This window comes from Fimbriimonadales bacterium (assembly GCA_035559795.1).
Classification (GTDB): domain Bacteria; phylum Armatimonadota; class Fimbriimonadia; order Fimbriimonadales; family ATM1; genus DATMAR01.
This window is the reverse complement of record DATMAR010000002.1, coordinates 89478-112819: the sequence shown is the minus strand read 5'-3', so window position 1 is coordinate 112819 and position 23342 is coordinate 89478. Positions and strand designations below refer to the sequence as shown.

The 23342-nt window shown below is 48.7% G+C and carries 20 protein-coding genes; 8 read left to right on the top strand and 12 right to left on the bottom strand.

Going from position 1 to position 23342, the window contains the following annotated elements; genetic code table 11:
- Positions 1 to 881: (E)-4-hydroxy-3-methylbut-2-enyl-diphosphate synthase (gene ispG, locus VNK96_00540; GenBank protein HWP30206.1), on the bottom strand; the 881-nt coding region annotated here is incomplete at its 3' end.
- 102 nt (positions 882 to 983) lie between these two features.
- On the bottom strand, positions 984 to 1598 hold the full coding sequence (locus VNK96_00535; protein ID HWP30205.1) for a DNA-3-methyladenine glycosylase: 615 nt from the start codon (positions 1596 to 1598) through the stop codon (positions 984 to 986).
- A gap of 90 nt (positions 1599 to 1688) precedes the next feature.
- Between VNK96_00535 and VNK96_00530 the strand changes: the two genes are divergently transcribed.
- The 4 genes from VNK96_00530 (at position 1689) to VNK96_00515 (ending at position 6960) form a co-directional block, all read left to right on the top strand.
- Entirely contained in the window at positions 1689 to 2339 is a 651-nt protein-coding gene (locus VNK96_00530; GenBank protein HWP30204.1) for a sigma-70 family RNA polymerase sigma factor, read from the top strand.
- Positions 2336 to 3115, top strand: coding sequence for a hypothetical protein (locus VNK96_00525; GenBank protein ID HWP30203.1), 780 nt, complete (start codon positions 2336 to 2338; stop codon positions 3113 to 3115). The genes VNK96_00530 and VNK96_00525 overlap by 4 nt, the downstream gene beginning before the upstream one ends.
- On the top strand, positions 3093 to 4220 hold the full coding sequence (locus tag VNK96_00520; protein ID HWP30202.1) for a S1C family serine protease: 1128 nt from the start codon (positions 3093 to 3095) through the stop codon (positions 4218 to 4220). The genes VNK96_00525 and VNK96_00520 overlap by 23 nt, the downstream gene beginning before the upstream one ends.
- Before the next feature lie 328 nt (positions 4221 to 4548).
- On the top strand, positions 4549 to 6960 hold the full coding sequence (locus VNK96_00515; GenBank protein HWP30201.1) for a hypothetical protein: 2412 nt from the start codon (positions 4549 to 4551) through the stop codon (positions 6958 to 6960).
- Between the two features lie 216 nt (positions 6961 to 7176).
- Here VNK96_00515 and VNK96_00510 read toward each other — a convergent pair whose 3' ends face one another.
- On the bottom strand, positions 7177 to 9003 hold the full coding sequence (locus VNK96_00510; GenBank protein HWP30200.1) for a DHH family phosphoesterase: 1827 nt from the start codon (positions 9001 to 9003) through the stop codon (positions 7177 to 7179).
- 175 nt (positions 9004 to 9178) lie between these two features.
- Between VNK96_00510 and VNK96_00505 the strand changes: the two genes are divergently transcribed.
- The 3 genes from VNK96_00505 to dnaN are packed head-to-tail and all read left to right on the top strand — an operon-like array spanning position 9179 to position 11175.
- A complete protein-coding gene (locus VNK96_00505) occupies positions 9179 to 9718 on the top strand; it encodes a sigma-70 family RNA polymerase sigma factor (GenBank protein HWP30199.1) in 540 nt (179 codons plus the stop codon).
- Complete coding sequence (locus VNK96_00500; GenBank protein HWP30198.1) at positions 9715 to 10041, top strand: hypothetical protein; 327 nt, start codon at positions 9715 to 9717, stop codon at positions 10039 to 10041. The genes VNK96_00505 and VNK96_00500 overlap by 4 nt, the downstream gene beginning before the upstream one ends.
- Before the next feature lie 3 nt (positions 10042 to 10044).
- Positions 10045 to 11175 carry a DNA polymerase III subunit beta gene (gene dnaN / locus VNK96_00495; GenBank protein ID HWP30197.1) on the top strand — a complete coding sequence of 377 codons (1131 nt, stop codon included), beginning with the start codon at positions 10045 to 10047 and terminating at the stop codon, positions 11173 to 11175.
- A 332-nt stretch (positions 11176 to 11507) separates the two neighbouring features.
- Here dnaN and VNK96_00490 read toward each other — a convergent pair whose 3' ends face one another.
- From VNK96_00490 to VNK96_00450, 9 genes are all read right to left on the bottom strand, one after another.
- Positions 11508 to 12866 (bottom strand): aspartate kinase, encoded by a 1359-nt coding sequence (locus VNK96_00490; GenBank protein ID HWP30196.1) that lies wholly within the window; start codon positions 12864 to 12866, stop codon positions 11508 to 11510.
- A complete protein-coding gene (locus VNK96_00485) occupies positions 12863 to 13339 on the bottom strand; it encodes a hypothetical protein (GenBank protein ID HWP30195.1) in 477 nt (158 codons plus the stop codon). Before VNK96_00485 ends, VNK96_00490 begins: the two co-directional genes overlap by 4 nt.
- A gap of 122 nt (positions 13340 to 13461) precedes the next feature.
- On the bottom strand, positions 13462 to 14697 hold the full coding sequence (locus VNK96_00480; protein ID HWP30194.1) for a pitrilysin family protein: 1236 nt from the start codon (positions 14695 to 14697) through the stop codon (positions 13462 to 13464).
- A gap of 41 nt (positions 14698 to 14738) precedes the next feature.
- Positions 14739 to 15572, bottom strand: coding sequence for a fumarylacetoacetate hydrolase family protein (locus VNK96_00475; GenBank protein ID HWP30193.1), 834 nt, complete (start codon positions 15570 to 15572; stop codon positions 14739 to 14741).
- Positions 15573 to 15600: 28 nt separating this feature from the next.
- Positions 15601 to 16686, bottom strand: coding sequence for a 4-hydroxyphenylpyruvate dioxygenase (gene hppD / locus VNK96_00470; GenBank protein HWP30192.1), 1086 nt, complete (start codon positions 16684 to 16686; stop codon positions 15601 to 15603).
- Between the two features lie 531 nt (positions 16687 to 17217).
- Complete coding sequence (locus VNK96_00465; protein ID HWP30191.1) at positions 17218 to 17793, bottom strand: sigma-70 family RNA polymerase sigma factor; 576 nt, start codon at positions 17791 to 17793, stop codon at positions 17218 to 17220.
- A 231-nt stretch (positions 17794 to 18024) separates the two neighbouring features.
- On the bottom strand, positions 18025 to 18588 hold the full coding sequence (locus VNK96_00460) for a sigma-70 family RNA polymerase sigma factor (protein HWP30190.1): 564 nt from the start codon (positions 18586 to 18588) through the stop codon (positions 18025 to 18027).
- Between the two features lie 268 nt (positions 18589 to 18856).
- Positions 18857 to 19402, bottom strand: a complete 546-nt coding sequence (locus VNK96_00455) for a sigma-70 family RNA polymerase sigma factor (protein HWP30189.1) — start codon at positions 19400 to 19402, stop codon at positions 18857 to 18859.
- Between the two features lie 130 nt (positions 19403 to 19532).
- Positions 19533 to 19982: a CHAP domain-containing protein gene (locus VNK96_00450; protein ID HWP30188.1), complete on the bottom strand. Its 450-nt coding sequence runs from the start codon at positions 19980 to 19982 to the stop codon at positions 19533 to 19535.
- A gap of 377 nt (positions 19983 to 20359) precedes the next feature.
- Between VNK96_00450 and VNK96_00445 the strand changes: the two genes are divergently transcribed.
- Positions 20360 to 23236 (top strand): hypothetical protein, encoded by a 2877-nt coding sequence (locus VNK96_00445; GenBank protein HWP30187.1) that lies wholly within the window; start codon positions 20360 to 20362, stop codon positions 23234 to 23236.
- Positions 23237 to 23342: the final 106 nt, after the last annotated feature.

The window sequence follows — 23342 nt, the reverse complement described above, 5'->3', positions numbered from 1 at the left end:
CAAGCGATGAATTCCGTTTTCGTGCGTCTCAATCCGAGGGCTTGCAATAAATCATAGCAAACGGAAATTTCATGAATCGGGTCCTCCGCTAAAGAAATGCGAATCGTATCGCCGATTCCTTCTGCCAAAAGCGTCCCGATGCCAGCGGTGGATTTCACCCTCGCATATTGCCCGTCTCCCGCTTCTGTAACTCCTAAATGTATCGGGTAATTCGTTTTTTGCGAAAGCATTCGGTTCGCTGCGAGCATTATCGGAACTCGAGAAGCCTTTAGAGAAATAACCAAGTTCGTGAATCCGTGTTTTTCGCAAATGCGCACGTATTCCATTGCGCTTTCCACCATCCCTTCCGGTGTATCGCCATAAGTAACTAACATCCGCTCGGAAAGAGAACCATGATTGACCCCGATGCGCATCGCGATGTTTCGTTTTTTACACCCTTCGATGACGGGTACGAGGTTTTCTTCGATGATTCGTCGCTCTTCTTCGTGTTCTTCAGGAGTGAATTCTTCTTTTCCCGTCGGTTTTCGATAAACGAAAAGACCGGGGTTGATGCGAACCTTATCGGCATGCTTCGCCGCTTCGACTGCAATGGCTGTGCCTTGGTGATGGACATCGGCGACGATGGGAATGCGCCGGTATCGTTCGATGATTTTTTTGCAGATCTCTTCGAGGCATTCTGCCTCACTCAGTGAAGGAGTGGTGATTCTTACGATTTCGCATCCTTCTCGATGAAGCGCAATTGCCTGTTCAACGCATGTTTCGATGTTTTTAGTCTCCTCCGTGAGCATGCTTTGAACAGCGATAGGGCTACCTCCTCCGACGGTGATATCACCAATTCGGACTGCTTTGCTTTTTCTGCGAGGAAATGTAAGAGGAATCATAAGTTTTCTTTCAACGAATTCGTTTTTTTCAGTTCTTTTTGTGGAGTCGTTTGTCTTCTAAAAACCACTATCCTTTTATAAAAACCATTTTATCTTCATTACTTATCCCATGACCTCATAGCCCATGACCCCCACTGGCACAACGAATTCCTTCCCCCTTTTGTTGTGGCTTACATAGGGATTTCCCGCGATGAAAAACCTTCTTTGCCAGTCAGCAGCCTTTCGTATTCCTATGCGAGTGCTTACCATTATTGGAATGGGTTCCGACGGCGGTTCTAAATCGGCAATGCCTTCTCCGAGGAGTAAGCCACTATGTTTGCCTGTGATTCCCATTGCAGCCGCAACGCAGCCCGGACCACAGCATAAACGGGATAAATCGGAACAATTTCGGCGTCTTTTCATCGTAGATATACCCATAGTAGGTTCGAGAGATCGGATAAGAACAGCCTCCCCTGAACCTTCGGCTCCTACCACGATATTCACGCACCAATGCACACCATAACTCCGATACACGTAAAGATGCCCAGGTCCGAGGAACATGTGACGATTTCTATGCCGCATTCCTCCAAAAGAATGGCTCGCCGGGTCTTCTTCGCTGTAGGCTTCGACTTCGACGATTTTTCCGGCTGTCTTTCCAAAGCGAAAAATGCATCCTAACAGCAAGGGGGCAGCCTCGACGGCTGGCAAAGAGACGATTCGCCAGAGAGACTCCGTCATGGAATTAGAGCAAACTCATTTTCGGGCAACAGGGAGAAATAGAACATCTACCTCTAATGGTAACTCGAAACGGTTTGAGGCGTCAAGCATATGACAGAACAAGAAAAGGACCTCGAAATGGAAGCCACGATGTCTCATGCCGCCTCGCTTACAGGAGGGATAACCGACGAAGTGTTGGTTGCTGCAGCGCGTGAAGGGGATTACCAGGCTTTCGAAAGGTTATACGCGGAGCATCGCCTGACCGTTTACCGATATGTGTATCAGATGTTGCATTCTCGAGATGAAGCGGAGGATATCACCCAAGAAGCATTCGTGAGGGCATTCCAAAACCTTCATCGTTTTCGAAAACAAGCGAAGTTTTCGACCTGGATAGTGCGAATTGCTATGAACTTATGCACTGACCGTGTAAGGATGAATTCACGCAGGGCATCTCTCGAACAGCAAGAAGCCGCGGGAGCGCTCGAATGGATGACGATAGGGAAAACAATAAACCCGACTGAGGAGATGGAACGCGAACGTCGAGCAGAAATAGTTCGAAAAGCGCTCCTGGGGATGCCTGCTCATCACAGAAGTGTATTGATTTTGCGTGATTTCGAGGAAAAAGATTATCACGAGATTGCTGAAATATTGGGCTGTTCAGTCGGTGGGGCGAAACTTCGAGTTCTGCGTGCCAGAAGGGCATTGCGCGATAGACTCATCCCGCTTTTAGGCGAAGGCAAGGAGGAAAAATCGCAAAAATGAAAAGATGTAAATACGAAGAAAAAATTATTTTATTGGCTTACGGCGAATTGGACGAGGCCGAGAAAGACCGCTCCCTCGCACATGTCGAATCCTGCACTTATTGTAAAAACGTATTTCAGGACTTTAAACGCTGCGCAGAGGCAATCAAATCGTTGCCCGAAGCACCCGTTTCATTCTTCGACAGTGCTCGCCTTCGAGAAGCGATTCTTTCACGAGAACTGCGAATGGCGACGCGGCTGACCCTCGCACGAGCATTCGCATTCAGTGCTTTTTTCGTGGCGGTGGTTTCTTTAGCGTTACTGTTACCGAATTATTATCCTCGAGATTCTTCGACGAAATTCGTTGCCGCTAACCTCTCGAACGATTCAAAACCTTCCTCAGAGGGGATTGAAAACGGCGCTGCTTACACTTCGCCGAACACTTTTGCTCCGACGGAGGAAGGAATTGTAAAACCTGAAAACAATCAGAAATCTATGGCGAATGCTAATGGGGGGGCTGATATTCCGAAGAAACTAAAAACTAAGAAAAAGCCTTTATTGGTAGCAACTTCTGTTCCAAAAATTACGGAAAAGAAAACATCTGAAAACTCGGCGGTCGAGGAAGTTTCCGAGGTGGTTCTTGCTGCGTCATTAGGAGCAGGGAATAGTAGCATCGAAGCAGTGAGTAGCGAAGACAATACTTCGGCATCAGTCGTAATCATCCAACCAGGAAAAACCGGATTTCCTGCTGGTGCTGTGGAGGTTAAATCACCTGATGATGTATCGGTTGGCGGTTAGCATCTCGTTCATCTTATTGAGCGGAACAGGCGGAGTGTCTCAAGTTCCATCAGAAGAGCCTATTCCGGTGTCCTTTGTCGTGTCACTCCCGCAAGACGGACTCATCCAACCGTTGAGTCGTGAGTTGGTCGAGAGGGTTTCACCTTCTGTCGTAATGCTTTCCCAAGCCGGTGTCGCTTTAGGACAAGCGGTCGTGATTTCCGAAAACGGAAAAGCAATCACGACGGGTGAAGTTGCATTCGGTGGAGACGGATCTCCGCGTTTTATGCTCGAAGCGAAATTAACAAATGGAGCTCGAGTGCCTTGCAAAGTAGAGGCGTACGACCCTGTAACTGACCTTGCTTTGATTCAATTAGAAAATTTTCCGAAGTCTGCGATTTCAGTAGCGAAGGTCTCATTTCCTTCTCATCCTGTTGTGCTTGTTTTGCTTCCTCGAGGTCCTGTGCGCGCCGAAATTTCGAATAGTTCTGTAATCGGTGTTCTTTCACCGAGCAGAAGATATGCGCCACTAACGGAAATTCGATTCGAAATGCCTTGGCAGCCGATTGGAGCATCGCCCGTCTTCGATTCGCAAGGGAATTGGGTGGGAATTTTAGTCGCTTCCTTAATTTCCACAGAAAAGACTGAAAACAAACGTGTCCCGCGTGAAAGTGTCGCTCGTGAAGAAAAGCCGTCTTCTGTTTCTGCACCTGTCGGTGCGGTGAAAACTTTGGCTCCTCATGGTGCGATGACCGCTTATTCGTTATCGGGAATCGTTTTGCAAAGAGTGGTAGATGGATTTTTAAAAGAAGGATTCGTTCGTCATCCTTGGATTGGTGCTTACTTCACGAACGCACCGAATGGAGCGCGAATTACGGATTTGGCTCCAGGAAGTCCCGCCATGCGTGCTGGATTACGCGCCGGTGATATCATTATACGTGCGAATAATAAAGACATTCGTTCACAGTTCGATTTTGCCGGCTATTTATTTCATCAGCCATTGGGAAGCATGATTCGACTCGTGGTGATTCGAGAGGGAAAAGAGATTACATTGAATGTAGAAGTTCAGAACGACCCACGCACGAGCCGCGTACAACTCCGACGAATCTTGACACCGACGAGTTAAGAAACCACCTCATCGTTGCGGCGTTATTTCGTTCGTTTTTCTAAACTTTGACGAATACGTTTTTGCAGTACTGGGCACCCTCTTAAATACAAAGCGGAAAAGTTAAATAAATTATCCTGTCAAACAACAGATAAACCCTTTAGCAAGCAAGTGTACCAAGGTTTGGAAATATACAGGGTTTTTACAAACGCACTCGTTCTGAAAAAGTTACAGTGTTATCGAATAATCGAAAAACCCCTGACAGGTTGGCAAAGAACGGCTATATAATGTTTGTAGTCCCCGGCATGAAAACAGGTGCCAGGGTCAAAAGTTCAAAAGGAGAAGAACGATGAAATTACTATTTATTTTGTTAGGGGCGGTTATCACATCGGTTGCAATAAACTGGTTGGTTTTGCCCAGATACGTTTCTGCACAAGAGCGAACGTTGACGATGTTCGGCAGTGTGAAGGGGAAATCCGTCCCCGATGGCTATGCCGAATTGGCGTTCAACTTCTTTGACAAAGATACGGAGGTTCTCGCCTACCGGAGCGTTTCGACTGCTGATGTAAAAGATGGCATTTACACGGCGTCTTTGTACGCAGGTGAGCTCATAGAAGGCAAGGAGTATTACGTTTTGGTGACGCTGCCGAGCGCAATCCCGGGGAGTCTCCAAAAGGAAAATCGTGATGCAACAGGCGTTGTTTTGCTTCAATCGGAGACACCTGGAATACAGCAGACGGGTCATGTGAACATTTCTGGGACACTGATTGCTGGTGCGATCAAGACGAATGCGTTTCAAATGTCCATAGACGCTGCGGCAGGTCGTGTTTTGACGAGCGATGCTTCCGGGAACGGGACTTGGCAGTCTCTTCCTCCTCCTTCAGGAACTGCTGGAGGCGATTTGTTCGGGACGTATCCTAACCCGTTGGTGGATGGTTTGCAGGGTTACGCGGTAGCGAGCACTGCTCCTGCCATAGGTCAGGTGTTGAAGTGGAGCGGTTCTGCATGGTCACCCGACGCAGACCTGCGCGATGCTTTTTGGCAAGCATCGGGAAGTGACATTTTCTACAACGCGGGTAATGTGGGGGTTGGAACGAGCAGTCCTGTATATTCCCTACATGTAGTAACAAGTAGCGGAGGGCGAGCCATTTACGGGATTCACACTGCCGCAAGTGGTGTAACCTACGGTGGGCGTTTTGAAAGCGATAGTACCTCCGGCAGAGGCGTGTATGGCTATGCCTCTTCTAGCAGCGGCACAACCTACGGCGTGTTTGGGCAAAGCTACAGCACTTCGGGCTGGGGTGTGTTTGGCTATGCCTCTGCCACAAGCGGCACAACCTACGGCGGGCGTTTTGAAAGCGCTAGTACCTCCGGCAAAGGCGTTTTTGGCTATGCCACTGCCAACAGTGGCCCCACCTACGGCATGTATGGGCAAAGCGCTAGCACTTCCGGCACGGGTGTGTATGGGGTTCATCAAGCAACAACGGGCACAGCCCCTGGAATGTACGGCATCACGAACTCTACCGAAAACTATGCCGTGGGCGTGTTAGGCGAAGTGAGTTCCACTACGCCGGGTAGTTATTCAGCAGCTGTGCGCGGGCTCAATCAGGGTATTGGCGGCTCAGGCATTGGCGTATGGGGGTCGCAAGATGGCTCCGGCTGGGGTGTTTATGGTACAAGCGTTTCCGGTAGGGGCGTGTATGGCTGGGCATACGCCACCAGTGGCACTAACTACGGCGTGTATGGACAAAGCGCCAGCACTGAAGGCAGAGGCATCTTTGGCTGGGCAACTGCTTCAAGCGGGACCACCTACGGCGGGCGGTTTCAAAGCGACAGCACATCGGGCATAGCTGTTAATGGCTGGGCAACCGCAGGTAGTGGTGCAACCTACGGCGTGTGGGGGCAAAGCGCTAGCACCTCGGGTAGGGGCGTATATGGCTATGTCACTGCCACCAGTGGCTCTACAAACGGGGTGTATGGCCGAAGTGAAAGCACCAACGGTTTAGGCGTAGTGGGATATGCTCCTGCCAACAACGGTATCAACTACGGTGTGTATGCGCAAAGCGACAGCACCAACGGTCGTGGCGTGCTTGGCTGGGCAACTGCCATAAGCGGCACCACCTATGGCGTAGTAGGGCGTAGCGACAGTACATCAGGCTACGGCGTATACTCCTCTGGAAACTTCGCTGCTACTGGCACAAAATCGTTCCAAATAGACCACCCACTGATGCCTGAAACACACTACCTCAACCATTTCTGCACGGAAGGTCCCGAGCCCTATAACGTATACAGCGGAAATGTGGTTACTGATGCGCAGGGCTATGCGAACGTACAACTGCCCGACTACTTCGAATCTATCAACCGCGACTTCCGCTATCAAATCACAGTGATTGATGGCGCAGGTGAGGAGTTTGTCCAGGCAAGGGTTGTACGCAAAATCCAGAACAACCATTTCGTGATTCGCACTAGCATGCCGCACGTGGAAGTCTCGTGGCGAGTGGAAGCCGTACGGAACGACCTCTGGGTTCAGAAGTATGGGTTCGTGACGGAACAGGAGAAGCCTGAAGAATATAAGGGAAAGTATCTTCGTCCAGATCTCTACGGAATGCCGAAGGAGTATGGAATTTTCTATCGCCCGGATATCCCAGATATAAAGATAGGGGAACAAAAGGCGCAGAAGGGACAAGTCCATCGCGTTCTTGAACACCCTCGTCCAACCACCTCGAACCCTCGTCGCATGGCTTCACAGAAGACGCGCTAAAGCGAGAATCACATACATATACTACATATCGCCCCGCCGCAAAGAGTCGTCTCAACGACTTCAGCGGTGGGGCACAGTTTGGCTTGTCTATATGGCGAAGTGTGCAATTCACAATTGCATAAAGACTAACAATCAATTCACAATTACATAAAGAATAAACTGTCAAATGAAGTTGAAGAATCAAAAAAATCGCGCCTTACGGCGCTCCTACAAAGGTTAGGAGTTCTCCATAAAATCGAGAAGTTGTAAACGCATTCGTTCGCTTCCGTTCCAAGAATCGAGGCAGGCGCGAACTATCATGTCTGTTTTCGTGCAAGGAGGAAACGAGCGCAGACGCTCTCCGAAATCGAAAGCGATTCCTTCGATTACTGTATTCTTGCGGAATCGGGAAGAATCGTTAGAAGGGGCAGTTATTGCGAACTGCACGTGATTCGGATTCGAAGTTTCGCGTATCCATGCAAATTCTACGTTACGAAGCAAAAAGCGCGGCTCTGGATTCGCCTCTCCGAATGGCTCTAATTTGCAAAGTTCTTTTACCGCGCGAAACGTAAGATTTTCGGGCTCGATTTCAGCATCGATGTCCCATTGAGGAACGAGTTCTATTTCTGCAATCGTTTTGTCGGTCCATTCGCATAATATTTCTGCCGCTTCCTCTAATCGCTCTGGACGAATGCTGAAACCGGCGGCCATTGCGTGCCCACCGCATGAAAGAAACAAATGTTTATTCGCTTCGAGCGCGTTATGAAGATGAAAGTTCGGGATGCTCCTTCCAGAACCGCGCGCAATTTCGGATGTGTCGTGAATTGTAGCGAGAAATGTGGGACGATAAAACATCTCGGCGATTTTTCCTGCAACGATTCCGATAACCCCCGGATGCCATCCCTCTGCATACAAAAAGATTAAATTCTTCTTGTGAATTTCCCGTTCATAAATAATTTCGAGAGCATGTTCGAAAACCCGCTTTTGTTCTTCTCGTCGCTCTAAGTTTTGTTGATTGAGAAGTTTCGCAATTTCGGATGCCTCTTCTTCGTCTTCCGTTAATAATAATGCAAGGGAATGCGCGGCATCGTCGATTCTTCCTGCAGCATTGATGCGAGGACTCAATCTCCACCCAACGTCCCAAGAAGTGATTTTCTTTTTTGTAGGTTTTCCGAAGTATTGATAATATTCATCTTCTTCGATTGTTGCAGGATCTTCGTCTAAATCGGAAACCCGCAATAAAGCGCGCAGTCCTTTCTTTTGTGTTTTCTCGAGAGCATCGAGCCCGTGTGAGGCGAGAATTCGATTTTCTCCGATAAGGGGAACGACATCCGCAATCGTGCCCAAGCAAACTAAATCCAAAAACGCTCGTTGGAATTGATTGGGTTTTGCTCCACACTCTTCCGCTACAGCCTGTGCAACTTTGAAAGACACTCCTGCACCCGATAAGTATGGAAAAGGATATTCACTGTCAGAGCGTGAAGGGTTTACGACTGCGTTCGCTCTCGGAAAAGCATTTCCCCCCCCATGATTTCCATTTCCAATTAAATGATGATCTGTGATGACCACACGCATTCCCAACTCGCGCGCGATTTCGACGGTCTCGAACGCTGAAGAACCGCAATCGCAGGTGAGTAGCAATTTCGCCCCTTGCTCAGCCGCTTCTCGAACTGCGGTGTCATGAATCCCGTATCCCTCGCGAATACGATGAGGAACATGCGCAGTTACATCGAACCCGAGACGCTTCAACGAGCGGGTCCAGATCGCCGCGCTGGAGATGCCATCCACATCGTAGTCTCCGTGAACGAAAATGCGCTCCTTTTTTTCTTTTGCGAGCATGATTTCTTCGACAGCCCGCGCGCAATCCGGCAAAAGATACGGGTCGTGGAGATTTTCCAAGCGAGGATGGAGGAACTCCTCCGCCTCTTTCGGTTCGGTTATGCCTCTAACAACCAAAACCCTCGCGAGAAGCGGCGAAATGCCCAACTCCTCCGTAAGCCGATTCTCCTGAGATGGGTTTCGCAGAGGGATGCGCCATTTCGCTCTCGGTAGCTCTAACGTCATCTTCCAAGAGATTATGACGAGAAAGCACCCTCGAACTCTGCAATTCGAGCGATGCTTCTCTTTTGTTCTTCCACAAGATTTCCACAAGCCCACTTTGTTCAAAAGGATTTTTTGTACCGGTAAAGAAAGTAAGATTCGTTTTGAATTCTCGTATCGTCTCTTAGGTAGGAAAAGCTTGAACCAACGTTCATCCGCTGAAAAGCGGTTGCTGAGGGCGTTAGCTGAAGGCGACCCAGCAGCCATAGCAGCCATTTACGAGCTCTATGGAGAGCGCGTCTTTCGCTATACCCTTCGAATGCTCAACAATCGCGCAGACGCAGAGGATGCTACCGCAGAGACTTTTCTGCGGGTGATTCGTCGGTCTGCCGATCTTCGTGCGGACGGAGCTTTCAATACTTGGCTTTTCCGAATCGCACGAAATTTGTGCATTGACAAACTTCGACAACATCAACTTATGAACTTGCCACAAGATGCGCTCATATCTTCGGGAGAAGACGCTGCGGCGTTACGAGTCGCAGTGCGTGAGGCATTGCAAGATTTGCCGAAAGATTATCGAGAACCGTTGATACTCTGTGACTTAGAAGAAATCAGCGCAAAAGATGCAGCAGATGTCCTTGGCATCTCCGTGCCAGCGCTGAAATCGCGTTTATATCGAGGCCGCAGAGCGTTGAGAGAAAAACTCCAAGCAGCCCTGGAGAAGGAGAATGCAAAGTGACAGTAGAAGAAGCCCTCAATCTCGTTGATCTATATATTGACGATGAACTTCCGATGGAGTTGGTTTCGGAGTTCAAACAACTTATGTTCGAAAATGAAAAACTTCGTGAAGAGGTTGTATCATTGCGTAAGATTAAAGAAACATTACACGAATCTAAAAGCGTAGACGAAATGACCGAAGACGAACGAGTTCGAGTATTCTCCCGAATCATCGCTGAGATTGGAGCCTCACGAGCGGAATACTACGGACATCCGAGACAACTCGAATTGCCTATTTCGAAAGAAATTACAAAAATCTTTATGCCAAAAGAAGGAAAGGGGTAAAGCATGATCAGTGAAATCGGAACCTTGAGAGTAGATTGCCCGAGAAAGGGTTTGCTCGATGCCGTCCAATTAACCAACGCAGTAAATTCAGGAAGAACGCCGACTCTTCCCATTTTTCAAAACTTACTTTTCGAAGCAAGGGATGGGAACATCCGGCTCGTAGGTTGCGATGGAGAAATGTGGGTAGAACGCGTCGTTCCGGCAATGGTAAGTGATACCGGTGGGTTGGCAATCAATGGACGCCTCTTTCAAGACATCCTCAATCAATTGCCCGAAGGGGATGTACACATCGAGCAACCGAATGGCACATCGTTGAAACTTTCTTTGGCAACAAGCGAATATCGCATTGTCGGCATAACGCCTGAGGATTTTCCTGACCTGCCCGATGTCGAGGAAAAAGTAAGTGTTCGAGTAAAGCGCGGGGATTTAGAGGAAGTCGTATCTTCAGTGGATTTTGCAGTTGCTAAAGAACATCAAGGTAGGCCGGTATTGACTGGAGTTTTATTGCATTACGATGGCGAAAAATTAAAAGCAGTAGCCACCGACACGCATCGACTCGCGATTCGTTCTGAATCCATTCCAGGAATCGGAGGGGAAATTCAAGCGATCGTTCCTGAACGCACGATCAATGTGATTCGACGTCTCCCCGTTGCCGATGATGGCGAATTGAATTTGGTTTTCGGAGAATCCCGATTGCTCGTTACCGCGGATGGGTCACGAGTCGTTTCGCAATTGCTTTCCGGTTCCTATCCTCCCTATGAACGAGTAATTCCCAAATCCTATACGAGGCGTTGGATGTTGGATAAAGAAGCATTTGCAGCATGCTTGAAACGAGTAGGTGTTTTGGCAAAAGAAAGCGCAGAGAGAGTCGTTCTTCGTTCGGAAAACGATAATTTGTTGATTTATGCACGCAGCGAGGGATTGGGTGAAGGCAAAGAAGAGATGCAAATTGTAAAAGAAGGCGACGATATCGAAATCGCCTTCAATGCGAAATATCTTCTGGATGCACTTCAGCCGGTGAAAAGCCCTGGCGTTTATTTGGAGATGACGGAGAACGACCGCGCCGCCTTATTGAAACCGAGCGACGAGACGACGGATTACTGCTGCGTCATTATGCCGATGGCATTGGTGTAAGTGTTTTTCTAAACTCTTTACGCTCTTTCTAATTTCTCGTTCTCGTTCCCAAACTCTGTTTGGGAACGCTTTTTCATTTTCGAGTTTAATTTGCATTATTTTCTCGTTCCCAAACTCTTTTTCTCGTTCTGTTCCCAAACTCTAATTTCTCGTTCGTAAACTCTGTTTGGGAACGCCTTTCTTCAATTTACAGTTTGTACTAACGTTCGAAAGATAGTAAGCCTCAACTGCAGGAGCAGTTGAGGCATTATAAACCGAGAGGATAGTTGAGATAAAAAACGCGCGTTACGGCGCTCCTACATGAGGCATCAATTGGGATTAATCAATTGGGATTAAACTGCCTCTGCCAACTCGAACTCTTCATGCAAAAGCAAAACAGCACGTTCGCAATCGGCTTCGGAAACTAAAACGGAAAGCGATAAGGGACTATCGCACGTCTGCAAAACATGAATGTTCTCTCTACTCAAACATTCTAATACTCGAAGATACACGCCAGGCTGCTGAAGATACTCGTGAGCAATCAAAGAAACCATCGAGCAATTTTCCGTTATTTTCGCAACGCATTTCTTGATTTCTTCGAGAGCCTTCATACCGCTCAACATTCTTTCCTGAGCCTTCACCTCTGCAGAGGGCTTATTTCCGATTTGTAAAATATACGCTCTTTCACTTCCTTCTTCGATTGGAATCACTAATCCGTCTAAGATCTCTTTCACAGAAAGCAACTGCTTGCGAGGAACTGCAAAACCGAAACTATTCGGATGCACGTTCAGCATGAATAAATTGATTTTGTTATCCGCCATGAGTTCGTACACCCTCGTTTCGATGAAAGACTTGTCTTTTCCGAAAGGCGCATCGAATTGTAAATAAACCAGCGTCCCTGTGTGGGTAACTCCAGTAACTCTTCTTCCGGGAAATTTTTCTTTTTGCACGACTTCTGTTCCTGCTTCGTCGGAGAAAGTGCATTTAATCCAAAGCGGAATGTTGAATTTCATCGCGATTTCCGCAGCACGAGGATGCACGACTTTCGCGCCTTGGTGAGCGATTTCTGCAATTTCTTCATACGTCATTTTTCGAAGCGTAGGTGCCGTTGGAACATATTCCGGGTCTGCCGTTTTTACTCCGTCTACATCTGTGTAAATTTCGATTGCTTCCGCTTTGAGCGCAGCACCTAATGCGCTTGCTGTTGTGTCGCTTCCACCTCGTCCCAAAGTGGTGATCTCGCCATAAACGCTCTCCTCACTCGTTTTCGAGCGACCCTGGAAACCGCACACGACCGGTATTCTTCCTTTCTCGATGACTTTTAGCACGTCGTCGGGTTTGACTTCTATGATTCGAGCGTTTCCGAAATTCGCATCGGTCACCAACCCTGCTTGCCCCCCCGTCATTGCACTCGCAGGATGACCTAAGGCATTCAGTGTTTGCGCGAAAATACACGTAGACATGATTTCGCCACAACAAAGCATCAAATCCACTTCGCGCGGTTCTGGTGGAACTAAAGGGTCTATCTCTTTCAAAAGATTAAGTAAAGTGTCCGTTGCATAAGGAGCGCCATCTCTACCGATTGCACTCACCACTACAACAGGAGAAAAGCCGCTTTCTTTCGCGTTGATGACCTTTCGCGCGGCGAGAAGACGGTCTTCGCGAGTTACCAAACTCGTGCCGCCGAATTTCATGACCTTTATGCGCTTCATATAAAGTCCACTTTACCGATGCATTTTCGTAATGCGTTTGCTGCATTTTCCGCAGAATCCGCATCTACGACGACCAACACAGCAGAGTGCATGTCGCCGACGCTGTCTATATTCGCGCGATTCCGAACGATGAATTCTGCAATCCTCGCAATCAAACCTTCTTCTTCGCGAATGCTCGGAGCAGAAACTTTGATAATCGCCCTGTTTTTTAGTACCTTCGCATCGAAACCGTTCGAACACAAAGCCTCTTGGACTCTTGCGCCTAATTCTTCGGGAACCACGAAGGAAAAACCGTCCAAGGAGAGTTTGAGAAAGTCGATGGAAATTCCGCTGTCTTTCAAGACCTCGAGGGCTTGGATTCTCCGAACGGAAGTCAATTCCTCCGGAAAGCCGCTAACGACTACCCAAGCATGACCATAACTGACTTCGACATCGGATATCCCGCGCTTCGTTTCGAAGGTTGTGTCGGACATTTATGTCTTCGCGCCCTCCATGGCAATGATTTTTGCAATTATACTGCGTGTGGTGGCTTTGATTCCGCGAGATAGTTAGGTTGGCCGCCAGAGCAAGGAAGTGTGGAGTAGGCTTTAGAAATTCAAAATGGCCCGATTGCGGTCGTAGTCATCTTCTCCGGATCCAGGAACTCTTCAGCCAAAGTTCGAATGTCTTTCTGCGTTACAGCCTCGATTTTCGCAAGTGTTTCCTCGATGGGGATATCTCTACCGTAAATGAGTTCGTTTTTCGCGATACGTTGCATGCGCGCGCTCATGCTTTCCATTCCTAAAACGATGCTCCCCTTTATCATTTTCTTCGCACGTTCCAATTCTTCTTCTGATACATCTTCAGAACGTATCTTTTGAATTTCTTTTACGACGAGTTCTTTCACTTGTTCCCACGTTTGCAAGCCTGTCCCCCCATAAATCGTGAAGGAACCAGCCTCGCGATAAAGAGCGGCGTAACTGCCAACCGCATAAACAAGACCGCGTTTCTCACGAATTTCTTGGAATAAACGGCTACTCATGCTTCCGCCGAGTATCGCATCGAGGATTCCGAGTGCGTAGCGACGCTCGTCGTAAAGTGTCACGGAATCCCCCCCAATGCAAAAATGCACTTGTTCCACATTTTTGGGCACGAGAAATTCTCCAGGGTTGGAGTTTGGCGGTGGTTCGTTGGGAAGCTCGAAATCACCTGCAAGGAAAGAGAGTTTTTCTTCGCATAACTTTCGCAATTCTTCGGGCTCGAGTTTTCCTGCAACGGCAACGAGAGTTTTTCCTGCAACGTAACGTCTTTTCATATAATCCTTAAGATGTTCGCGTCGAAATGAATTCAAAGACTCGTGCGTTCCGATAATAGGACGACCTAAAGGGTGGTCGCCCCACCTCTTCCGCATGTGCAAATCGTGAATATGTTCTTCCGGAGTATCTTCGTATTTGCGAATTTCTTCGTGGATTACACTTTTCTCCAATTCCAAATCTTCCGGTTTAATCAATGAATTCGTGAACATATCGCCCAAAACATCGAGTGCGGTCGGCAACTCCTCGGCGAGTGTTCGTGCGTAAAAACATGTTATTTCTCGGTCGGTAAAAGCGTTGAGGTGGCCACCTTTACCTTCGATTTCTTGTGCGATTTGTTCCGCCGTTCGTTTTTCAGTGCCTTTGAAAAGCATATGCTCGATGAGATGGCTGATACCGCTTTCTTGCGGGGCTTCCATTCGGCTTCCCGTATGACACCATATTCCGATGGCAACGGAATGGACGTAAGGAACATGCTCGCAAACCACGCGGACGGAGTTAGGCAACACGAACTTAGCAATTTGGGCGTTTAATTTCATAGTTTTATAAAAATGCTCTCGTGTGAGGAATTCTAAGTATGTTACTCGATGATCGGATTCCTCAGTTCACCCAATCCCTCTACTTGAAGAATCACTTCGTCACCGGGTTTGAGGTAGTCCCTCTCGTGTTCTAAAATGCATCCTTTTCCCACCGTCCCCGAACCGATTAAATCACCTGTTTGCAATTCCACTCCTTGACTCGCGTAGGAAACCATCTCTGCGAAAGTCCAATGCATGTTTTTGAGATTTCCTTCTGTAATCAGTTCGTTATTGACGTACGCTCTCATGGTGAGTTCATATACTTTTCCTCTTTCCGTATCTCGGCATTTCGATTCCAGTTCATCCGGTGTAACTAAATACGGACCTACACTGGTTGCGAAGTCTTTACTTTTTCCGAACCCGATTCCTACGCGAATTTCTCTCCGTTGCACATCGCGCGCAGTCCAGTCATTGATGATCGTAAAACCTAAGATATAATCGTCGGCTTCTTCGACGGGAATGTTCGAACCGTTTTCCCCGATTACGATGCCGACTTCCAATTCGAAATCTAATTCGCGCGTGAAAGCGGGTTGGGGAATCGGTTCGTTCGGACCTACGATGCTAGTCGCGTTTTGATAAAAGAAAGAAGGAGCGGCATACCATTCTTTAGGAACATCCTCACGACCGAATTTTTTTCGGACGTTGATAAGATGTTCTTCGAAACTCATGAAGTCGCGAAAATTCGGATGCCGAGGGATTGGCGATAAAAGACGAACTTCGTGAAGTTTATGAATACCGATAGGCTGAACACCATCGGTTTCGTAAATCTTCTCTTCGTAAAAAAATCCTGAACGCGCCGTTGGCTCGTCCAACAAAGTGAATCGGACGAGTTTCATGATTGTTTAAAACAATCGAATGGGATTCTTATAACGTTCCTCGTATCTTTTGCTCTCGCTCGATCGCTTCGAAAAGGGCTTTGAAGTTGCCTTTTCCGAAACTCTTCGCACCTTTGCGTTGAATGAGTTCATAGAAGAGCGTAGGGCGGTCTTCCACCGGTTTGGTGAAAATCTGAAGAAGATATCCCTCGTCATCCCTGTCTACGAGAATTCCTAAATTTTCGATTTCGCTCAGCGTCTCTTCGATTTCACCTACACGGTTAGGAACATCTTCGTAATAAGAGTGAGGAACGCTCAAAAAGCCCAATCCTCTTTCGCGCAATTTTTTCGTGGTCTCGATGATGTTTCCGGTATGAAGTGCAATATGCTGCACTCCGGGACCACCGTGAAATTCTAAGTACTCTTCGATTTGTGATTTCCTTTTTCCTTCGGCAGGTTCATTGATGGGGAACTTGATTCGACCGTTGCCGCTTTGCATCACCTTCGACATGAGGGCGGAGTATTCCGTGCTGATGTCTTTGTCATCGAAATGAATCAACTGCTCGAAACCTAAAACGTTGCGATACCATTCGACCCACTTGTTCATCCCCCCCAGTTCTACATTTCCGACGACGTGATCGACGTATTCGACCCCGATGGATTCGCCCTTTTTGTTTACAGGAACGTAATTCGGAGCGAAAAGACCGCTGAATTGGTCCCGGTTAATAAACGTATGGAGCACGTCGCCATAGGAATGAATAGATGCCACCTCGACTTTGCCGAAACTGTCCTCGAGAACGGTTGGCTCGAGGGCTGGGCTTGCACCTTTGCTCACTGCTAAGTCGAAGGCACTTTTAACGTTGTCTACTTCGAAACAAATGTCCCTTACGAAATCCCCATGCTTTCCGAGCAATTCCCCGATAGGGTGATTGGGGATGAGCGGGGATGCGATGAGGAGGCGAACGTCGTTTTGCTGGAGAAGGTAACTCGCTTCCGTCCGCACGCCTGTTTCCAGCCCTGAATAAGCCACGATGTCGAAGCCGAAAACGAAGTGATACCAATCGGCTGCTTGCTTTGCGTTTCCGGAATAGAACTTGATGTGGTCTATCTTTCGTATCGGGAATGAGTCACTCATGGGGTTTACTCCTTCTGCATCCATTTTTCCATAAAATATACGTTCGGGGAAACGGTACGACGCTCGAAAACTGACGAAAAAGAGAGGGGAATAAACCCCGCTGGAAAACGCCGATGTCCGATGCTCGCTTTAAAAGATGCCTCAACTGCTCCCGCAGTTGAGGCTTTTTGTATTTTGATGTTCTTTCAGAAAATTTTTATAACGATGCCTCAACTGCTCCTGCAGTTGAGGCTATTTGTATTTTGATGTTTATAACAATGCCTCAACTGCTCCTGCAGTTGAGGCTTTGAGGCTTTTGATGTTCCCTTAGATTGTATTGATGTTCCCTAATAGAATTTCCATGCTAAAAGGTTTCCCTCAGCTTCGCAAATATAACCGAGATTTGTGTGATGCCTCGACTGCTCCTGCAGTCGAGGCTTTTTCGATGGTCTTCCTGCTTAGAGGAAAATTAGCCTTTGCATATAGCATAAGGTGATGAAAAAAAGCGGGGATTGAACCCCGCTTTAAAATCAATGAGATTCCGAATGGAAATTAGGCTCTGCTTGCCGCTCGTATTTTCGCAAGTTTTTTGCGGAGCGTTTTATGGGTTCGATGCAAGCGGCTTCTTATCGTACCGATAGGTGCATCGAGACGCTCTGCAATCTCTTGATAGGGAATCTCTTCTACATCCGCCATGCGCATGATGGATTGTTGCTCGGGAGTTAGATTTTTAATCGCACGTTCCAACTCGTCGCTAAGTTCTTCTTTCATAAGTTGAGCTTCTGGGTTCGTGCTATCGTCTGGTTTTTCGAAGTACACGATATCGTCATGTTCATGCGGCAGAGGAGCATCGTAACTTACCGTCTTCACTCTGCGTTTTCTGTGGCGAATGAGGTCTAAAAACAATCTTCCGAGGATTTTGAAAATCCAATTTTCGAAAGATTTGCTTCCGTCATAGGTGTCGAATTTTCGCAGTGCGCGGTAATAAGTCTCTTGAGTCAAGTCTTCCGCGTCGCTCGAATTTCTCACTAAACGATAAGCGAAGTTGTACACCTTGGAATAGGTTTTCTTCATGAGCCTTTCGAATCGTTCCAAGGTGTGTTCCAAGGCACGGTTTACACGGGCCATTTAGTGACCTCCTATTCCTTTCAAGGGTAGTACCTTAGACACCGCTTTCCCGGCATAAGTTCGCTAATAATACGGGCTTTTTTCTATGATTTTTTCGCATAAGGTCTTCTCAGCCGGTTTGGGGGGTCTCTACCCAAAGATTCTGTGAAAATTGGGCGGAGACTGGGCAAGGTCCCCGCCCTGCAATAGAGAGGAGCTGCTGTGAGACAAGTCGTTAGCAGAGAAAACTCTTCATGCGGCTTTTTTAGAAAGTGCTTCTCGCAACAGTCTATGCGTCCGATGCAAGCGGCTTCTTACCGTACCGATGGGTGCGTTAAAACGTTCTGAAATCTCTTGATAGGGAACTCCTTCTACATCAGCCATCAGCACAAGAACCCGCTGCTCGGGATTTAATTTCCTTATCGCACTTTCCAACTCCTCACTGAGTTCTTCATTCATGAATTGAGTTTCTGGGTTTGTACTGTCATCTGGTTTTTCGAAATATACGGTGTCGTCATGTTCTTGTGGCAGAGGAGCGTCGTAACTTACCGTCTTCACTCTGCGTTTTCTGTAGCGAACGAGATCCAAAAACAATCTGCCGAGGATTTTGAAAATCCAATTTTCGAATGGTTTATCTCCGTCGTATGTATCGAACTTTCGCAGTGCTCGGTAATAAGTCTCTTGAGTCAGGTCTTCCGCATCACTCGAATTTCTCACCAAGCGATAAGCGCGCTGATACACCTTAGGATAAGTCTTCTTCATAAGCCTTTCGAATCGGTCCAGAGTGTTTTCCTGTGTACAGTTCAAGCAAGCCATAACATCACCTCCCATTTTTGTAAGTTTTTTCGATGATTAAAGATTGCTAAAAATTACGGGGTTTTTCCTATGATGTTAATCATATTTCGTACATTTTTTAGTTCCCAAATCCTTATCCAAATCCCGCCAATGGCTATATATTGTATGCAAGTAGGAAAGTGAAGAGTTTCGTTGTGTCAGTGTGTTTTCTGACGGATAGACATAAAAAATGGGCGGGGACTGGGCAAGGTCCCCGCCCCTTGGTGTTGGGAGGAGAGGAGATGAGAAGCTAGGAGCTAAGTTGCTCGGCAGGTAAAAATCGTTTCATCTTTACGTTTTTTGAAAGCATTTTTCGTAACGTTTTGTGCGAGCGATGTAATCTGCTTCGCACCGTGCCTACGGGTGCTCCGATCCGTTCGGCAATTTCTTTGTATTGCAGCCCTTCCACATCTGCCAGTATCACAACGGTTTGTTGTTCTGGTGTCAATTTGTTGATAGCCTCTTGCAACTCATCACTCAACGTTTCTTTTATGAACAGAGTTTCCGGGTTCGTGCTCTCGTCAGGTTTTTCGAAATACACGTTGTCCTGACGTTCTTCTGGCAGGGGTGCATCGTAACTTACCGTTTTCACCCTACGCTTGCGATAGCGCATGAGGTCTAAAAACAGTCTGCCGAGAATCCTAAAAATCCAATTTTCAAAGGGCTTGGTTCCATCGTAAGTTTCGAACCTTCTGAATGCACGGTAATAAGCCTCTTGGGTCAGATCCTCCGCGTCATTCGGGTTTCCAGCCAACCGATACGCTAAGTTATAAACTTTGGAGTAGGAACTCCTCATAAGCCTCTCGAACCGCGGCTAGGAGGCTCTAATCTTAGAATGGATTCCATAACGAGTCCTAACGGGCTCTGACATTTCAAAACAACAGTACGGACTCGGTTAAAAGTTCCAGAAAATCACGAGGTTTTGTTTATGGTATTCGGATGAACCCTAACAAACGGGGCATTTTGCCCAAGCGGTATTTGAAGGTGGCGACTTTGGGTTCCCGATTTCCCTCGATGGTTTCGATTTCGTCCCCTATTCGTTTGGCGACTATGCCTATGTGCCCAAATGGACCAGATGGACTCCCACGCGACCAAACCACGAGGTCTCCTGGCTTGGGGTCATGGGTAATCATCCCCGCTCGAATAGCAGCATATAAAAGCCTTCTTGCGCTGGTTGTGTAAGGGAGCGGAGAGGGTTTTTTCTCTTTCTTAGCGGCTACAGCAATGCACCATGAAACGAACGCAGCGCACCAGGGCTGAGGAGGACGAAGTCCTGAAGGTTTCAAGTATTTCTCTACAAATGAGCCGCGGTTGTTTCCTCCGATTTCTCGCGCACCTTTCTCGAGTTCTTTTTCTGCAACGCTTAGTACCGCCATGCCCAGGCTATATTTCTCCTTGCTCATGATATATTTGGAACGAGGCGTCTGGGATAGTAAACTGGCTTTCGGGAGGAATGTCGAGCACTGCTTTTTATACTATTTTTTTTATGATTTTAGTCACAAAGTATTTTGTATTTACTAATCTGTGCACATGACAGAGGAACCTGCGTTATACTGCTTTTACTTTGGGTGCCCCGGTAACCCAAGCCTGGTTACCGGGGCATATACCAGCAAGACAAAAACAAAGCAAAAGGAGAAGAACTGTGAAATTGCTATTTGCTTTTATAGGCGCGGTTATTGCGTCGGTTGTAATCGTGCCTGTTGTAATAAGTTGGTTGGTCTTGCCCAGAGACGCTTCTGCGCAAGAGAGAACGTTGACATTGTTCGGCAGTGTGAAAGGGAAGTCCGTCCCTGACGGCTATGCCGAGTTGGCGTTCAACTTCTACGACAAAGATACAGAGGTCCTTGCATACCGGAGTATTTCGACTGCGGTTGTACAAGACGGGAGTTACTCCGCGTCTTTGCGTGCGGACAATCTCACAGAAGGTAAGGAGTACTATGTTTTAGTCACATTGCCGAACGCAGTTCCTGGGGCTCTCCAACAAGAGAATCGTGATGCAATAGGCGTTGTTTTGCTTCAGTCGGAGACTCCAGGGATTCAGCAGACGGGTCATGTGAACATTTCTGGGACTCTGATAGCGGGTGCGATCAAGACGAATGCGTTTCAGATGTCCACGGGAGCCGCGTCGGGTCGTGTTCTCACCTCAGATGGTTCGGGGAATGGGACGTGGCAAGCGCTTCCCCCACCTTCTGGTGCTGCGGGGGGCGATTTGTCCGGGACGTATCCTAACCCTTTGGTGGATGGCTTGCAGGGTTACGCGCTTGCCAGCACTGCTCCTGCTACGGGTCAGGTTCTGAAGTGGGACGGCAGTGCGTGGTCACCTGGCATAGACAACGACACGACTTATACGGCAGGAGCAGGCTTGCAACTGATGGGAACGACCTTCTCAATAGCGACGGGCGGGGTGGTGTCCAGCATGTTAGCCGACCTGTCAGTAACGACAGTGAAGATTGCCGACGGTGCAGTGACCGACACGAAACTTTCCAACACGGGCGTTTCTTTAGGTACCTACGGCAGCGCTACGCAGGTGCCGCAGTTCACGGTGAACGCGCAGGGTCGGGTCACTTCGGCAAGCAATGTGACCATTTCAGGCGTTTCACCGGGCGGTAGCGCGGGTGGCGATTTGTCAGGGACTTACCCTAACCCGTTAGTAGACGGTTTGCAGGGTTGGTCGGTTGCGAGCTCTGCTCCATCTGCAGGTCAAGTGTTGAAGTGGAACGGCAGCGAGTGGTCTCCCGATGCCGACCTGCGCGATGCTTTTTGGCAGTCTACGGGGAACAACATATACTACAACGCTGGGAATGTGGGCATTGGCACGAGCAGTCCGCTTTACCCGCTACATGTAGTAGTAGGTACGGGAGACCGCGCCATCTGGGGACTTCACACCGCCACCACCGGCGACGCCTATGGCGTGTATGGACAAAGCGACAGCACTTCAGGCAGGGGCGTGCTCGGCTGGGCTTCCGCCACCAGTGGCACGAACTATGGTGTGTTTGGGCGAAGCGAAGGCACATCGGGTACTGGCGTTTACGGCTTGGCAACCGCAACCAGTGGCAGTAATCATGGCCTGTTTGGGCAAAGCGCCAGCACCTCAGGCAGGGGTGTAGTTGGCTGGGCAACCGCCACGAGCGGTGTCAACTATGGCGTGTATGGGCAAAGCGACAGCCTCGACGGCTATGCTGGCTATTTTGTAGGGCGTGGCTACTTCAGCGGCAATATGGGCATTGGTACCACAACACCGACCAACTTGCTCCATATAGAGGGCGCCGGAACGAACTGGGGAGGAATTTCGGGATTCCCAGAAGTGGTCCTTCGGGCACGCAATACGAATACCAACTCACATACTGCTATCTCCGTTGATGCACAGACAGCCCTGGATGCCATACTCTACTTCGCGGAGAACGGAGCGCCCCAATGGGACATTCGAAGTGATGCAGATACCGACACGTTTGACATTCGCTATCAGGCGGGTGGGGCAAACGCCACCCGGTTCACGATTAACAGCAGCGGCAATGTGGGCATTGGAACGAGCAACCCTGCTTACCGCCTTCATGCAGAAACGGGTACCGGACAAATCGCTCTCTACGGGAATCACACCGCCACCAGCAACACTGCCTACGGCGTATTTGGACGAAGCTCTAGCACCACGGGCAGGGGCGTAGCTGGCTGGGCAGCCGTCACAAGCGGCGACGCCTACGGGGTGTATGGGCAAAGCGACAGTGCATCCGGTACCGGCGTATACGGCTGGGCAAGCGCCTCCACCGGCGCCACAGTCGGCGTGTTTGGGCTAAACTACAGCACCACGGGCAAGGGCGTGGTTGGCTGGACAAACGCCACAAGCGGCACCACCTATGGCGTGTATGGGCAAAGCGACAGTACATCGGGCACCGGCGTGTTCGGCTTGGCAACCGCGACCAGCGGCAACTTTACCACTGCAGGCCTGATTGGGCTAAGCGGAAGCCCCTGGGGCAGAGGGGCAATAGGATGGGCAACCGCTACGAGTGGCTTCACCTTCGGGGTGTATGGGGTAGCCTACAGCCCTGATGGCTTTGCCATCTACTCCGACGGAAACTTCGCTGCCACAGGCACCAAGTCGTTCCAGATAGACCACCCCCTAAGACCAGAAACCCACTACGTGAACCACTTCTGCACCGAAGGTCCGGAGCCGTACAACGCATATCGAGGAAACGTTGTAACCGATGCACGGGGTTATGCCACCGTACAGCTCCCCGACTACTTCGAATCCATTAATCGCGACCCCACTTATCACCTCACGGTGATTGACGACAGCGACGACTTCGTGCTGGCAAAGGTAGTGCGCAAGATTCGGAACAACCAGTTCGTCATCCGCACCAGTAAGCCCCATGTGGAAGTCTCCTGGCGTGTAGAAGCCGTTCGCAACGACCTATGGGTTCAGAAGCATGGGTTCAAGACGGAGCAGGAAAAGCCTGAGGAGTATAAAGGCAAATACATACATCCAGAACTGTACGGCATGCCGAAGGCATACGGCATTCACTACGACCATAGAGTGGAAGCGTACGGACAGAAATCGGAAGTCCGCCGAGTTTCTGCGTCGAATCATACTTCGTCTTCAGGTTCTCGCAGGGTCTCCTGGCAAAAGACACGCTAAGCGGAACTCGTTAGATCGCAAAGACGTTTCGAAAAAACTTCCTTTACAAGGGAAGCTGCCCCCGCTCCAATGAGCGGGGGAGCGTTTCCTTGGCAATAATCCATTT

Excerpts from the sequence above, each read along its gene's own strand:
- VNK96_00475 (HWP30193.1), bottom strand. The coding sequence starts at position 15,572 with ATGAAACTCGTCCGATTCACTTTGTTGGACGAGCCAACGGCGCGTTCA.
- VNK96_00455 (HWP30189.1), bottom strand. The coding sequence starts at position 19,402 with ATGAGGAGTTCCTACTCCAAAGTTTATAACTTAGCGTATCGGTTGGCT.
- VNK96_00490 (HWP30196.1), bottom strand. The coding sequence starts at position 12,866 with ATGAAGCGCATAAAGGTCATGAAATTCGGCGGCACGAGTTTGGTAACT.
- dnaN (HWP30197.1), top strand. The coding sequence starts at position 10,045 with ATGATCAGTGAAATCGGAACCTTGAGAGTAGATTGCCCGAGAAAGGGT.
- hppD (HWP30192.1), bottom strand. The coding sequence starts at position 16,686 with ATGAGTGACTCATTCCCGATACGAAAGATAGACCACATCAAGTTCTAT.
- VNK96_00520 (HWP30202.1), top strand. The coding sequence starts at position 3,093 with ATGATGTATCGGTTGGCGGTTAGCATCTCGTTCATCTTATTGAGCGGA.
- VNK96_00450 (HWP30188.1), bottom strand. The coding sequence starts at position 19,982 with ATGGCGGTACTAAGCGTTGCAGAAAAAGAACTCGAGAAAGGTGCGCGA.
- VNK96_00510 (HWP30200.1), bottom strand. The coding sequence starts at position 9,003 with ATGACGTTAGAGCTACCGAGAGCGAAATGGCGCATCCCTCTGCGAAAC.
- VNK96_00460 (HWP30190.1), bottom strand. The coding sequence starts at position 18,588 with ATGGCTTGCTTGAACTGTACACAGGAAAACACTCTGGACCGATTCGAA.
- VNK96_00485 (HWP30195.1), bottom strand. The coding sequence starts at position 13,339 with ATGTCCGACACAACCTTCGAAACGAAGCGCGGGATATCCGATGTCGAA.
- VNK96_00480 (HWP30194.1), bottom strand. The coding sequence starts at position 14,697 with ATGAAATTAAACGCCCAAATTGCTAAGTTCGTGTTGCCTAACTCCGTC.
- VNK96_00525 (HWP30203.1), top strand. The coding sequence starts at position 2,336 with ATGAAAAGATGTAAATACGAAGAAAAAATTATTTTATTGGCTTACGGC.
- VNK96_00515 (HWP30201.1), top strand. The coding sequence starts at position 4,549 with ATGAAATTACTATTTATTTTGTTAGGGGCGGTTATCACATCGGTTGCA.
- VNK96_00465 (HWP30191.1), bottom strand. The coding sequence starts at position 17,793 with ATGGCCCGTGTAAACCGTGCCTTGGAACACACCTTGGAACGATTCGAA.
- VNK96_00535 (HWP30205.1), bottom strand. The coding sequence starts at position 1,598 with ATGACGGAGTCTCTCTGGCGAATCGTCTCTTTGCCAGCCGTCGAGGCT.
- VNK96_00530 (HWP30204.1), top strand. The coding sequence starts at position 1,689 with ATGACAGAACAAGAAAAGGACCTCGAAATGGAAGCCACGATGTCTCAT.